This window comes from Pauljensenia sp. C0170B5 (assembly GCF_056590195.1).
The window spans coordinates 33,095-45,967 of record NZ_JBWPVR010000013.1; the positions used below are offsets into that span (position 1 = coordinate 33,095).

Sequence of the window (12,873 nt, forward strand, 5' to 3'; positions counted from 1 at the left end):
TTCCCCTTTTTTCGTGCAATCTACGTGCAATAAGGTTTTAGAAAACTATCGTAACGTGGGGTAGGCAGTCTAATGTGCGCGACGCACACTTTCGCGGAATATGGCGGGTAAAAGTCGACTTTTCGGCGCGGTGGTGGGGATGGCTGAAACGGTGGTGCTGTGGGTTCGAATCCCACCCGGGGTACAGAAGTATTCGGCATTATTCGGCTGAAAACTCCCTCGACGAGGGCGTTTAGGGTCCGTTTATCACACCAGTTGGAATCACCCGTCTGAGCTGTGTTTCACTGCAGTATCCGCTCGTAATGGGATGGAAAATGTCCTGCAGCAGGCTACGACAATGTGAATGTCTTTTCACCCCCGAAGCAAAAAAGATCTCGCTCGATACGGCCGAGAAGCAGGGCAGCGCCGTGGACCAATGGAACACAACCGCTGCGCCTGGTCTCATTCCCAGCAAACTGACAGGTGGAATGAAGTATCTCCCAAGAATCGTTTCTTATGCTCAAGCTATCCGAGCCGGACAGAACATGAAGCACGACACGTGCTGGTGCGACTGGCCGTTACGCTCGGGGATCTGAAGGAAGGGGCTCTGTTTTCGAAGGACTCGCACTGTGTTGATGGGATAGTGTTGGGGGTCGGCCACATGTGGCCGACCCCCAACACTGCGTCTGTGGTAGCTTTCCCTTATGCAGCTTCAATGAGTTCAAGACCCAGAAAGTCTGCTGCAGCGATGCGGCTGGCAGGCACACGCAGAGCCTCGATGGCGCGACGCACGTCGCCGTTCGTGAAATCAGCAAACCACGGGCGTACCGCATTGGAAAGTTGATCAAGCAGAACGTTGTTTGCCTGCCGATCCGAATTCCGGTCATGGACTGACACGGTCTTTGCATTGCGATCTTCAATTGTCATATTTCTATCCTCTTCTTCTTCCTCACGCCATAACGGGGTATGTACTCTTTGCGCACAGGCCGCCCCGTCAGGCATTCAGTTCTCAATCACACTCGCCCACCCCTCATCAGGTGGAAAGTGTGAAGTCATATCAGCGCAACTCTCAACACCAGGTTGACAGTTTGCATCCACGTCAACGATAACACATCATCGGGTCGCGTGAGAATAAGCCTCGGCGGCCGTTAGAGAAAACGTCCTCCCCGCAGCATCGCCGTTGATGCTGACGGCTCGACGCGGTCATCTACTGTCTGCCAAGCATTCCGACTCGGCCACCAATGGAGTAATCAATATCGTCACCCACTGAGTGAACACGAATCAGGTTCGACGAGCCCGACACGCCCGGCGGCATACCGGCCACGATGACCAGCTGGTCACCCTGCTTACACAGCCCGGCTGTCTGTGAGATTTGATCGACCTGCCAGACCATGTCATCGGTGTGCATCACCGAGGGCACACGGTAGGTCTGCACTCCCCACGTCAGTGCCAACTGCCTGCGTGTCTCTTCGAGCGGCGTGAAAGCCAGCATTGGGATAGGGCTACGCAGACGCGCCATATAGCGCGCCGTCATTCCTGCCTGCGTGAAGGTCACCAGGAACTTCGTATCGAGCTTCTCTCCCACTGACACGGCGGCCTGGGAGATCACGGCCGAGCGGTCTGCGATGAAACCACCCAACGGCGCGATGCGCTCACCACCGTTTTCTTCGATGTTCTCCACAATGCGTGCCATCGTGCGTACAGCCTCGATCGGATACTGACCAATCGACGTTTCACCCGACAGCATGACGGCATCAGCACCGTCAAGGATCGCGTTCGCACAGTCCGATGCCTCAGCCCTGGTCGGACGCGGGTTCTTGATCATCGACTCCAGTACCTGGGTCGCAACGATAACCGGCTTGGCTGCCCGGCGTGCCAGCTCAATGGCGCGTTTTTGAACCAGCGGCACAGCTTCAAGCGGCATTTCCACACCCAGGTCACCGCGCGCCACCATGATGCCATCGAAGGCGTCGACGACCTCCTCGAGCACCTCCACCGCCTGCGGCTTTTCAATCTTCGCGATGACAGGGCGCCTGCGGCCTTCCTCGTCCATGATCGCGTGCACTTCGTCAATGTCGCGGGCGTTGCGCACAAAGGACAATGCAATAAAGTCCGCACCGATCCTCAGTGCCCACCGCAGGTCATCGCGGTCCTTTTCCGACAGCGCCGGCACTGACACCGCAACACCCGGAAGGTTCAGGCCCTTGTGATCGGACACAAATCCGGGGACCTCTACCTTGGTGGTTACGTCGGTGTCCGTTACTTCCATGACACGCACGGCGACGTTTCCATCGTCGATCAGGAGACGGTCACCAGGACGACAATCCCCCGGCAGGCCTTTGAACGTCGTGCCGACGCGTTCCTTGGTGCCCTCGACATCTTCAGTCGTGATCGTGAAGGTGTCTCCCATCTCAAGGAACTGCGGGCCGTCCTTGAATGTCTGCAGACGAATCTTCGGGCCCTGGAGGTCCGCAAGAACAGCTACGGCCCGGCCCGACGTCATCGCTGCACGACGCACACGCTCAATGACACGTTCGTGTCCTTCGTGAGTTCCGTGTGAGCAGTTGATACGGGCCACATCCATGCCCGCGTCCACGAGTGCCTGTACTTGTTCGGCAGATTCAGTGGCTGGGCCTAACGTACACACGATTTTTGCTCGACGCATACTCTTACTCTACAGTGCCGATCTCGATTCAGGGGAACCCTCACCGGCTTCGGCGCTATCAAAGACGTTTTTCGCGCCCTGCACGCTGCCCGATTCGTCCGCGAGTTTCGATACATCCTCTTCATCTAAAGATTCGTCAGCCTCATTATCTGCGCCATCCGACTTGTCGAGGCCCAGGTGTGCCCGCAGGCGCTCATGCTCGTCTTCGCTGACAGTCGTTGACCTGCCGAGGCGTCCTGCCACGCAGAAAACGGCCAGGCCCGCGAGGAAGACCGCGATCGATGTCCACACGTTCAGACGCAGCCCCAGAATGTGCTGCGCTTCGTCAACGCGGAGCATCTCGATCCACACACGCCCGAGCGTGTATCCCATCAGATACAGCCCGAAGACCTGACCTGAAGCGAACCGTGCGCGTCGATCCACCCACACGATCAGTGCGGCAATAACCAAATTCCACAGGCATTCATAGAGAAATGTCGGGTGAAAGAGCGTGCCGGCGGCATACTGGGCAGGCATGTGAGCCGCGTCGACCTGCAGCCCCCACGGTAGTGTCGTCGGCGCGCCGAACAGTTCCTGGTTAAACCAATTCCCCCACCGGCCTATTGCCTGTGCCACCAGGAGGGCCGGTGCAATGGAGTCAGCCAGAGGTCCCATTCGTTGGCCGGCGCGTCGCAGCGCAATGTAGGCACCAACAGCGCCCAGAGCTACGCCGCCCCAGATTCCAAGACCGCCATTCCAGATTTTGAACGCGTCAATGGGATTGCCGTTGGGGCCGAAGTAGGCATCAGGTGAGGACACCACGTGGTAGATTCGCGCTCCGATGATTCCCAGCGGGATCGCCCACAACGCAATTTCGTACATGAAGTCGGCCACGCCACCGCGCCGCTCGTACCGCCGGCCGGTGATCCACACTGCAGCGACCATCCCCACCATAATGAGGATGCCGTACATATGGATGGTCAGTGGACCAATGTTCCACGCTCCCTGCGGCGGAGACGGTATCGCTGAGCCAATCAGTGAGCTTGCCACAGTCAGATCGTTCATCGTCACCGCGCCTTCCGGTTAGACAGTTCGTGAGTTCTTAACGCCATCACTGAGTTCACGGGCCAAAGTTCCGAGCGCTTCGAAAGCCTGTTCCCTGTCCTCGTCAAAAAGTGTGCGCACAAGTGCAGAACCCACAATAACGCCATCGGCGTAGGAGCCTATTTCATGTGCCTGCGTGCCGCTGGAAACGCCCAGACCCACGCACACGCGCTTTGCACCGGCTTCACGCGTGCGTGCGACCAGTTCGCGCGCGTGAGTGCCGACCGAGGATCGTGCCCCTGTCACGCCCATCGTTGACGCGGCGTACACCCATCCGCGTGCGTGGGAACTGATCAGTTCCAAACGCGTGCGAGTTGACGACGGTGCCACCAGGTAGATGCATTCCAGGTCATTTTCGCGAGCGGCATTTTCCCATTGCTCGCCTTCTTCGGGTGGCAGGTCCGGCGTGATCAGGCCTGATCCGCCGGCCTGGGCAAAGTCGCGGGCAAAATGGTCCACGCCGTACCATTCGACCGGGTTCCAGTACGTCATGCACACGGTGGCCAGACCATAGTCCACAACTTCCCTGGTCGCTTCCAGCAGGTCCTCCAGGTGTGTTCCATGTTCGAGGGCGGCCACGGTTGCGCGCTGGATCGTGGGGCCATCCATTCCAGGGTCGGAATACGGGAAACCAAATTCAAGGACATCAACGCCGTTATCTGCCAGAACTTTCGCTGCACGCACCGAGTCTTCCACAGTGGGGAAACCGACGGGCAAATATCCGATCAGGGCGGCGTGCCCGGCATTATTGGCGCGATCAATCGCATCTGCGCTGTGCATCATTTGTCGGCCTCCCTGCTCGGATCAATGTTCTGGTATGTGGGTTCACCCAGGCCGAACCACTTCGAAGCGGTTGTCACGTCCTTATCGCCGCGCCCAGACAGGCACACCACGATAATGGGTTCCTTGCCTTTTTCGATCGGTCCTGCTTCGAGTCGCTCGTGGGCCCACTGAATTGCCCCTGCAAGTGCGTGTGCCGATTCAATGGCGGGAATGATACCTTCGGTGCGACACAGGCGCACGAATGCGTTCATGGCGTGCGTGTCGTCAATCGCAATGTAGCGTGCTCGTCCGGAACGGGCCAGCCATGCATGTTCGGGTCCCACACCCGGGTAGTCCAGGCCCGCAGAAATCGAATGGGAGGCCTTGGTCTGCCCGTCGCGTTCCTGCAGCACGAATGTGCGCGCACCGTGCAGAACACCGACTTCGTTCGCTGAAATCGATGCAGCGTGGCGACCGGTCTCGATGCCGTCGCCTCCGGCTTCACATCCGATCAGCTCGACGTCCTCATCATCGATAAAAGCAGTGAAGGATCCAATCGCATTTGAACCACCGCCCACGCACGCGGTCACGGCATCCGGCAGGCGCCCCTCGCGCTCCAGGATCTGCTCGCGGGCTTCGTCACCAATGACGCGTTGGAGGTCACGGACGAGGCTGGGGAACGGGTGCGGACCTGCAGCAGTGCCGAAAATGTAGTTCGTGGTCTCCACATTCGTCACCCAGTCACGGAACGCTTCGTTAATGGCGTCCTTGAGCGTTTGAGACCCCTGAGTCACACCAATGACTTCCGCGCCGAGCATCTGCATGCGGGCTACGTTGAGTGCCTGACGTTCGGTGTCTTCCGCGCCCATATAGATCGTGCAGTCCAGGCCCAGCAGCGCCGCGGCCGTTGCGGTGGCAACGCCATGCTGTCCGGCTCCGGTCTCAGCGATGATACGGGTCTTGCCCAGTTCCTGTGTGAGCAACGCCTGTCCCAGCACGTTGTTGATCTTGTGGGATCCGGTATGGTTAAGGTCCTCGCGCTTGAGGAAGACTCGGATTCCCCCCAGATCGGCAGCAAAGCGCGATGCTTCGGTCAACAATGAGGGGCGTCCGGCATAGTTGACGAACAGGTCATGGAGTCGTTTCTGGAAACCGTCATCATGCCACAGACGCTGCCACGTTTCATCAAGTTCTTCCAGTGCAGCCATCAGCGATTCGGCCACGAAACGACCACCGAAGGCTCCAAAATACGGGCCTCTCAGGTCGTCCGAGCGCGGCGATGCGGTACTCGACATGCCGACTCCTCCTTACTCGTCAGATGATTCATTGCGTGCCATGCGCACGCGAGCTTTTCTATCGGTGAGCAGTGCCGGATGCTGGCCGGCGCTGACGATATCGCTGACGGCGGTCGCTGGATCACCGGACGTTACCAGTGCTTCTCCGACCAGCACAGCATCAGCGCCCCAGTTGGCGTACTGGATGACGTCGTGGCGATCGCGCACACCGGATTCGGCTACAGCGATCACGTCGGGCGGGATGACATCGATCACCTGCTCGACAACAGTTGGATCGACATCCAGGGTGGTCAGGTCGCGTGCGTTCACGCCAATGACGCGCGCTCCGGCATCGAGCGCCCGCAGCACTTCCAGACGCGAATGCGCCTCGACCAGCGCCGTCATTCCCAGTGATTCCGTTCGTTCCAGCAGCGACACCAACGCCGGCTGTTCAAGTGCGGCAACAATCAGCAGCACAATGTCAGCGCCGTGAGCGCGCGCTTCATGGACCTGATACGGGGTGACAATGAAATCCTTGCGCAGCACAGGGATATCGACTGCTGCGCGCACTGAGTCAAGATCGGACAGTGACCCCGAGAAGCGACGCTGTTCAGTAAGCACCGAGATTGCAGCCGCACCGTTCGCCTCGTAGATGTGGGCCAGTGCTGCCGGATCGTCGATATGCGCCAGCGCGCCCTTCGAGGGCGAGGACCGCTTGACCTCCGCGATCAGCGAGACGGCACCACTGCTGCGCAGTGCTGACACCGCGTTCTTCGCGTCGGCGCAGCGTTGCGCACGCTTCTTGATGTCATCCATCGGCACGCGTGCTTCCCGCTCACGCAGATCTTCCAGCACTCCCGCGATGATCCCATCGAGGACTGTTGCCATCGCTCCTCCTCACCGTTGCCTACTGTGATGCTAACCAAAGTCAGGGTGTTTTCCCCAATTGGCTCACATGATGGGCTCAGTCCAGGTCCCCCGTCAGCTTCGCTGCGGTCAGTACGGATGCCAGTGCCGCGGCCGCTTTATTACGGGTCTCCACATACTCCGTGTGTTCAACCGAATCAGCCACAATTCCAGCTCCCGCCTGCACGCTGGCGCGGCCGTCTTTCAGGCATGCCGTGCGGATCGCGATCGCAAAATCTGTGTCGCCGCCCAGGTCAAAATAGCCGACCACTCCCCCGTACACGCCGCGCGCACACGGTTCAAGCTCGTCGATCAGTTGAATGGCGCGCGTCTTGGGCGCACCTGACAGTGTTCCGGCCGGGAACGTTGCCACCAAGCAATCCAGCGCGTCCACCCCCTCGTTCACGATGCCCGTAACGGTGGAGGAAATGTGTTGAATATGGGAGTAGCGCTTGATTTCCATCAGCGTAGACACTTCCACCGATTCAGGCCTGCAGACTCTCGACAGGTCGTTGCGCGCCAGGTCCACCAGCATGGCGTGTTCGGCCAGCTCCTTCGGATCCTTCAGCAGGTCTACGGCCAGGTCGTGGTCCTCGCTCCCGTTCGCTCCGCGTGGGCGTGACCCGGCAATCGGATAGGTCCACACGCGCTGTCCCTGCGTACGCACCAGTGTTTCAGGCGAGGAACCCACCACGTCGAAGTCACCGCCCACGCCATCGGGCAGGCGCAGCAGGTACAGATACGGCGAAGGATTGAGGGTGCGCAGCACCGAGTACACGTCCAGCGCATCCGCCTGGGTGGACACATCCATGCGTTGCGACAGCACAATCTGGAAAGCGTCGCCTCGCCCGATCGCCTCTTTCGCATCCCTGACGGATTGTTCAAAATCGTCCTGCGGTGTGCGGTGCTGGATCGCCAGATCATCCGACGAGGGGGATGCACTGACCCATACAGCTGGATTCATGCTGGATTCCAGGCGATGACACATGTCGCCCACTCGACGGCACGCTTCGTCATACGCCCAGTCGACTCGTTCATCGGTACCGTCCATGTTCCACGCATTCGACACCAGCCACAGTGAGCCGTCACTGTGATCGATAGCAGCCACGTCGCGCGCCAAAATGAGCGATGCATCCGGTACGTCCATCTCGCGCGGAGCCGACATCGTGATGCTCGGCTCCCATTCGCGGGCCATTGCCCAGCCAATCGAGCCGACAAAAGCGCCCGTCAAGGGTGGCAGACCTTCGATGGGATCAGCTCGCAGCACCTCGAGAGCCGAGTGCATCACCTCGCGAAATGATCCGGTCTCCATTGCGCCCCTCGGGCACACCCCCTGCCAGGACGTGACGCCATCACGGGTGATCACTGACGAGGCGGAATCCACTCCAATGAATGACCAGCGTCCCCACCTGCCGTCGTGTTCGGCTGATTCAAACAGGTACGTCCCCGGCTTCGAGCCGCACAGGTGGCGGTACAGGCCCACCGGTGTAATATCGGGCGCCAGGACTTTCCGTGCCACGGGAATGAGCCGTCGGTTGGCCGCCAGCTCATGGAACTCTTCGCGCGATGGCCATATCTGTCCCAGAGGCAGGTCAGTGGCGTGACGTGTCATTGAATTGTTCCCCCCGCTTCAAAACATGAATGTGTCCCCGTATGGCACGCAGCACCGATCTGATCGACTTTCATCAACAGGGCATCCCCGTCGCAGTCAATCTGAATGCTCTTGACGTGCTGCACGTGTCCTGACGTGTCGCCTTTGCGCCAGTACTCCTGACGGGAACGTGACCAGTAGGTCGCACGCCTGCTTTCCAGTGTGCGTCGCAGTGCTTCGTCGTCCATCCATGCCAGCATCAGAACTTCGTCAGTGTCGTATTGCTGGACGATGACTGCCACGAGACCTTGCTCATTTCGCTTCAGTCGCTGCGCGATGCGCGGGTCGAGGTTCTCAGCCGACCGTTTCACAGTCGCACCGCGATTCCGGCACGCGCCATCGCATCCTTGACCTGCGTGATCGTCAAGGTACCGAAGTGGAACACTGAGGCAGCCAGAACTGCGTCCGCACCTGCCTGAGCTGCCTGAACGAAATCGTCAGTTGTGCCGGCCCCGCCCGAAGCGATCAGAGGAATGGACACTGTGGATCGAATCGCGCCGAGCATTTCCAGGTCGAATCCGCCCTGAACCCCGTCTGCGTCCATCGAGTTCAACAGGATTTCGCCTGCTCCCAGTTCAGCGACCCGGTTTGCCCACTCGACCGCGTCGATGCCGGATGAGCGCGTTCCACCGTGTGTCGTGACTTCGAATCCGGAGGTCGTTGAGACACCCTCGGGCGTGCGCCGTGCGTCCAGGGACAGCACGATGATCTGGTCGCCATAGCGTGAGGCGACCCGTTCGATCAGGCTCGGGTCAGCGATCGCCGCCGTATTGACTGATACTTTGTCGGCTCCGCAGTCCAGAAGGCGTGACACGTCGTCCACACTGCGTACACCGCCACCGACAGTGAGCGGCACAAAAATCTGACTCGCAGCGGCAGAGACGACATCGAGCATTGTCGAGCGCTGCTCGGTCGAGGCGGATACGTCGAGCAAAGTGATTTCATCAGCGCCCTCGTCGCTGTAGTGACGGGCACGTTCAACAGGATCGCCCGCATCTTTCAAATCTGCGAAGTTGACACCTTTAACGACGCGTCCGGCGTTGACGTCCAGGCATGGAATGATTCGGCAGGTCACTGACATGCTTCCATCGTAGCCATGTGCACGCACTTGGTTGACACCGGCTCAGGAAGTGGATGACGACGGCGGGTAGGTGGCAAGGATATCGACCAGGACGCACAGCGTGTCGTCGCCTTCGGCCAGATCAGGAGGAATGGTGATCGCCAGGCGTGAGCCGACTCTTTGATCGACCAGCCCCTGCTGCAGGCCCGGCATGATGGTCGCCATGTCCAACCGTTCCGGCATTCCGTCGTTCCACGTTGATCGACGCTTGTCCGGATTGTTCCACCCCGCAATCACGTATTGCACCAGGACCCGGTCATCGGGCCCGACCTGAGGACCGTCGCCTTTGATATGTGGGGCGATGACGATCTGGCTGGGGGCCTCCCCCGTGTGAGTGACCTTGAAGCCATCTTCTGCGAATTCGACGCTGAATGGCTGGGTTGGTTCGGGATCAATCGGTGTGCCAGTAGCAGTCGAGGAGATCACATCGACGACGTCAATTTCAATGCGCGGCTGCGCAGGGGTCGTTCCGGCAAGTGTCTCCCCGTCCTTATCCGCCGCCGGTGTCAGTGGTCTGACGAACAGGAGGCGCGTCCCTTCGCGAGACCCGATCAGGGCCTGAACCAGCGTGGCATCCAGTTCGTCACTCGTTGCACGCTCCGTAAAGATCGCGGGCTGCCCGTCGGCCGTGATGACTTCCCCCGTGTCTCCGTCAAACGGTGTGATCGCGGCGATCACGGGCGACCCCTCGGTAATTTCCCGTCCTTGCCCCTCGATAATCGTTCTCACGAAAGGTGCCGTCACCGTCAAGGTACCGTGAATGGTCACAGTCGGTATGGCGCCGTGGTTACCGAATACTTCAACCTGATTGCCCACTGACTGTGCGTCATCAGCGCTTTGCACCACGTCAGGTGAGCTGCGGCGCCCCAGGGTCCACCACCCGACCATGATGAGGACGACGACCACCAGCACAGTCACTGTGGCAACCGTTCTGCGCGAAGACAGTGTCATGTGATCACGCCGGCAAGTCAGGAGCTGACTGGTTAATGTGCTCGATCAGCGCATCCACTCGCGCATCCTCGTTCGAGAGCGGGTCATTGAGTGTCAGTGGTGTGGCTGAAATATCTCCGAGCCGCACGTGCACCCAGTCGACCGACAGATCCCGGCGCGCGTCCTGTGCTGCACCGATGATCCGACCGCGCAGGGACGCCCTCGTTGTGGCAGGAGGCGTGGTGACTGCGCCTGACACCTGGTCGGCCGCGATAAGCCGGCGCATCAATCCGCCGCCTTCCATGCGGTCACGCAGGCCTGTCGCCGTGATGTCGTGGTAGCTGAGCTCCAGGCGCGCCACGCGCGTGTCGGACAGCGGCACTGAGCGGCGTTCACAGTACTGGCGCAGCAGGCGGCGCTTGATTGCCACATCCAGTTCGGTCTCGACGCCGGACCAGTCTCCTGATTCGATCGCATCCAGTCCACGCTTCCACAGGTCCAGAACGTAGGTGTGCATGGGATCGAGGGCGCTGGTGTCCGTGTGGTCGAGGATCCTGCGCCGGATTTCCCGCTGGATTGCCACAGGTGACATGGATGTTCCCGAGGCCAATGGGATAGGTGCCTGTCCCGTCAGGTCCGCGTTGATGGAGCGAATAGCCGACATGGGATCGGCCAGCGCCAGGTCTGCCAGCTTCACACCATCTTCGACCGCGCTCAGCAGCAGCTCGGTTGCCCCGACCTTCAGGGCGGTTGTCGGCTCGGACACGTTCGTATCCCCCACGATCACATGCATGCGCCGGTAGGAGCCTGAATCTGCCAGTGGTTCGTCGCGCGTGTTGATGATTGGGCGCGAACGAGTGGTTGCTGCCGAAACTGCGTCCCACATCTGGTCTGCACGTTGGGAAAAGACGTACGTGCTGCGTCCTGAAATGGTGCGGATATGTCCAGCTCCGACGACGATTTGTCGGGTGATGAAGAATGCGACGAGGGCGTCCGCGACTTCTCTGAAGTCACGTCGGCGGTGCAGCAGATAGTTCTCGTGGCAGCCGTAGGAGTTTCCCTGGGAGTCCACGTTGTTGCGAAACAGGTGGAGTCGGGCTGGGACGCCCTCGGACTCGAGCTGCTCGTCTGCGCGAGAGGCGAGGTCAGCCAGTAGAAGGTCACCTGCACGATTTTGGGCCAGGAGGTCCTCCAGCAGGTCGCATTCGGCTGTCGCATATTCAGGGTGTGAGCCGACGTCGAGGTACAGGCGCCCGCCGTTGCGCAGGAACAGGTTCGAAGAACGTCCCTGGTCAATGAGCGGGGCGAACAGGTACCGCGCCGCCTGATCCGCATCCACTGGTGAGGGCGCGGAGGTGGTGGAAGCTGCGGTCAGCCCGTATTCCGTTTCGATTCCGACGACTCGGCGCCTCACTTTATTGGCCGCCCTTCTGCACGAAGCCCTGAACGAAGCTTTGCGCGTTTTCTTCCAGGACGGTGTCGATGTCATCCAGCAGGTCATCGAGGGAATCGGTGTTCGCCTGAACCTGCCCGGCCTGGGCGTCGTCCTCGTCGAGCGGGTCTGAGTGAGGTGAATGTGTGTGTGACTGAACCATGGATGCTCCTTAGACAAGGTCAGAGATGTCGGTTGTGGTATCAGATGCGTCAGGCAGTGAGATGCGGACCAGGCGGTTGTGTTCGGGGTCGTCGACTACCACTGATGTCCATGATGCCCGAACGACGTTCGGCATCGAGGCAACAGCGTGTCCGCGTACTCTGGCGCGGGTTGACTGCGGCGGCGTATCGGCCGCACGGATCACGTCGTCAGGTGTGAAGAGTCTGCGGACTCGTCCCGCACGGTCGAGGCGGTTCACCAGGGAGCGTTCTTCTCGCAGGTCCGCCCATTGCAGATCCATTGCCGCCAGACGTGGGTCGGCCCAGTCGGTGTTCAGCCGCTCACGCTGGCGATCGAAAAGCTGGTATTTTGCCACCCATTCAACGTCGCTGGCCACCGAGAACATGTCGGTGCGCAGACCGTCCAGGACTCGCTGCCAGGTGTCAAGCAGGTCGCGTGTGTCCTCATCCGGATTCTGGCCAGTCTCGTCGAGTGTTTCGAGCACCAGATCCAGGTAGATCTGCTGAATATCAACGGCATTCAGTGCGCGTCCGGCAGCGATCGGAACTTTGTGGCTCAGCGTCGGGTCGTGACTGACGTTCCATGTTTCCTGCACCGGGTCGTCAATGCTCAGTCCATCCCAGTGCATCGACGTGCCCTGTTCAATGGCCCACAGGACAATCGAGGTCGTCCCCATCTTGAGGTAGGCCGAGATGTCGAAGAGGCTGGCATCGCCTCCGATGACATGCAGGCGACGGAACCGTGCGGGATTGGCATGAGGTTCGTCGCGCGTATTGATGATCGGGCGATTGAAAGTGGTTTCCAGGCCGACCTCGTTTTCCACGAAGTCAGCGCGCTGCGAGAGCTGGAAGCCGGGAGCCTGTGACTTTTGACCCAGCCCGACCCGAC

At 60.0% G+C, this 12,873-nt stretch carries 13 protein-coding genes; all 13 read right to left on the reverse strand.

Going from position 1 to position 12,873, the window contains the following annotated elements:
• Nucleotides 1–681: 681 nt before the first annotated feature.
• Nucleotides 682–906 carry a hypothetical protein gene (locus AC1EJZ_RS10620; protein ID WP_058236642.1) on the reverse strand — a complete coding sequence of 75 codons (225 nt, stop codon included), beginning with the start codon at nucleotides 904–906 and terminating at the stop codon, nucleotides 682–684.
• 280 nt (nucleotides 907–1,186) lie between these two features.
• Complete coding sequence (gene pyk, locus AC1EJZ_RS10625; protein WP_092648555.1) at nucleotides 1,187–2,644, reverse strand: pyruvate kinase; 1,458 nt, start codon at nucleotides 2,642–2,644, stop codon at nucleotides 1,187–1,189.
• A 9-nt stretch (nucleotides 2,645–2,653) separates the two neighbouring features.
• Nucleotides 2,654–3,688, reverse strand: a complete 1,035-nt coding sequence (gene lgt, locus AC1EJZ_RS10630; protein ID WP_285014121.1) for a prolipoprotein diacylglyceryl transferase — start codon at nucleotides 3,686–3,688, stop codon at nucleotides 2,654–2,656.
• Between the two features lie 18 nt (nucleotides 3,689–3,706).
• Nucleotides 3,707–4,510, reverse strand: coding sequence for a tryptophan synthase subunit alpha (trpA, locus tag AC1EJZ_RS10635; RefSeq protein ID WP_480294903.1), 804 nt, complete (start codon nucleotides 4,508–4,510; stop codon nucleotides 3,707–3,709).
• Nucleotides 4,507–5,784 carry a tryptophan synthase subunit beta gene (trpB, locus tag AC1EJZ_RS10640; protein ID WP_480294905.1) on the reverse strand — a complete coding sequence of 426 codons (1,278 nt, stop codon included), beginning with the start codon at nucleotides 5,782–5,784 and terminating at the stop codon, nucleotides 4,507–4,509. Before trpB ends, trpA begins: the two co-directional genes overlap by 4 nt.
• A gap of 12 nt (nucleotides 5,785–5,796) precedes the next feature.
• Nucleotides 5,797–6,651, reverse strand: a complete 855-nt coding sequence (trpC, locus tag AC1EJZ_RS10645) for an indole-3-glycerol phosphate synthase TrpC (protein WP_058236637.1) — start codon at nucleotides 6,649–6,651, stop codon at nucleotides 5,797–5,799.
• 76 nt (nucleotides 6,652–6,727) lie between these two features.
• On the reverse strand, nucleotides 6,728–8,281 hold the full coding sequence (locus tag AC1EJZ_RS10650) for a chorismate-binding protein (protein WP_058236636.1): 1,554 nt from the start codon (nucleotides 8,279–8,281) through the stop codon (nucleotides 6,728–6,730).
• Nucleotides 8,278–8,631 carry a phosphoribosyl-AMP cyclohydrolase gene (hisI, locus tag AC1EJZ_RS10655; RefSeq protein ID WP_092648551.1) on the reverse strand — a complete coding sequence of 118 codons (354 nt, stop codon included), beginning with the start codon at nucleotides 8,629–8,631 and terminating at the stop codon, nucleotides 8,278–8,280. Before hisI ends, AC1EJZ_RS10650 begins: the two co-directional genes overlap by 4 nt.
• Nucleotides 8,628–9,401: an imidazole glycerol phosphate synthase subunit HisF gene (gene hisF / locus AC1EJZ_RS10660; protein ID WP_480294907.1), complete on the reverse strand. Its 774-nt coding sequence runs from the start codon at nucleotides 9,399–9,401 to the stop codon at nucleotides 8,628–8,630. Before hisF ends, hisI begins: the two co-directional genes overlap by 4 nt.
• Nucleotides 9,402–9,443: 42 nt before the next feature.
• On the reverse strand, nucleotides 9,444–10,391 hold the full coding sequence (locus tag AC1EJZ_RS10665) for an FKBP-type peptidyl-prolyl cis-trans isomerase (protein ID WP_480294909.1): 948 nt from the start codon (nucleotides 10,389–10,391) through the stop codon (nucleotides 9,444–9,446).
• A 4-nt stretch (nucleotides 10,392–10,395) separates the two neighbouring features.
• Nucleotides 10,396–11,784, reverse strand: a complete 1,389-nt coding sequence (gene pafA / locus AC1EJZ_RS10670; protein WP_480289202.1) for a Pup--protein ligase — start codon at nucleotides 11,782–11,784, stop codon at nucleotides 10,396–10,398.
• Between the two features lies 1 nt (nucleotide 11,785).
• Entirely contained in the window at nucleotides 11,786–11,965 is a 180-nt protein-coding gene (locus AC1EJZ_RS10675) for a ubiquitin-like protein Pup (RefSeq protein ID WP_058236631.1), read from the reverse strand.
• Between the two features lie 9 nt (nucleotides 11,966–11,974).
• The coding region (locus AC1EJZ_RS10680) for a proteasome accessory factor PafA2 family protein (RefSeq protein ID WP_480294910.1) at nucleotides 11,975–12,873 on the reverse strand (899 nt) is incomplete at its 5' end.

What these genes read in the sequence shown, in the direction of transcription:
- pyk (WP_092648555.1), bottom strand. Translation starts at nt 2,644, where the DNA reads ATGCGTCGAGCAAAAATCGTGTGTACGTTAGGCCCAGCCACTGAATCT.
- trpB (WP_480294905.1), bottom strand. Translation starts at nt 5,784, where the DNA reads ATGTCGAGTACCGCATCGCCGCGCTCGGACGACCTGAGAGGCCCGTAT.
- AC1EJZ_RS10675 (WP_058236631.1), bottom strand. Translation starts at nt 11,965, where the DNA reads ATGGTTCAGTCACACACACATTCACCTCACTCAGACCCGCTCGACGAG.
- trpA (WP_480294903.1), bottom strand. Translation starts at nt 4,510, where the DNA reads ATGATGCACAGCGCAGATGCGATTGATCGCGCCAATAATGCCGGGCAC.
- AC1EJZ_RS10665 (WP_480294909.1), bottom strand. Translation starts at nt 10,391, where the DNA reads ATGACACTGTCTTCGCGCAGAACGGTTGCCACAGTGACTGTGCTGGTG.
- AC1EJZ_RS10620 (WP_058236642.1), bottom strand. Translation starts at nt 906, where the DNA reads ATGACAATTGAAGATCGCAATGCAAAGACCGTGTCAGTCCATGACCGG.
- trpC (WP_058236637.1), bottom strand. Translation starts at nt 6,651, where the DNA reads ATGGCAACAGTCCTCGATGGGATCATCGCGGGAGTGCTGGAAGATCTG.
- hisF (WP_480294907.1), bottom strand. Translation starts at nt 9,401, where the DNA reads ATGTCAGTGACCTGCCGAATCATTCCATGCCTGGACGTCAACGCCGGA.
- AC1EJZ_RS10650 (WP_058236636.1), bottom strand. Translation starts at nt 8,281, where the DNA reads ATGACACGTCACGCCACTGACCTGCCTCTGGGACAGATATGGCCATCG.
- lgt (WP_285014121.1), bottom strand. Translation starts at nt 3,688, where the DNA reads ATGAACGATCTGACTGTGGCAAGCTCACTGATTGGCTCAGCGATACCG.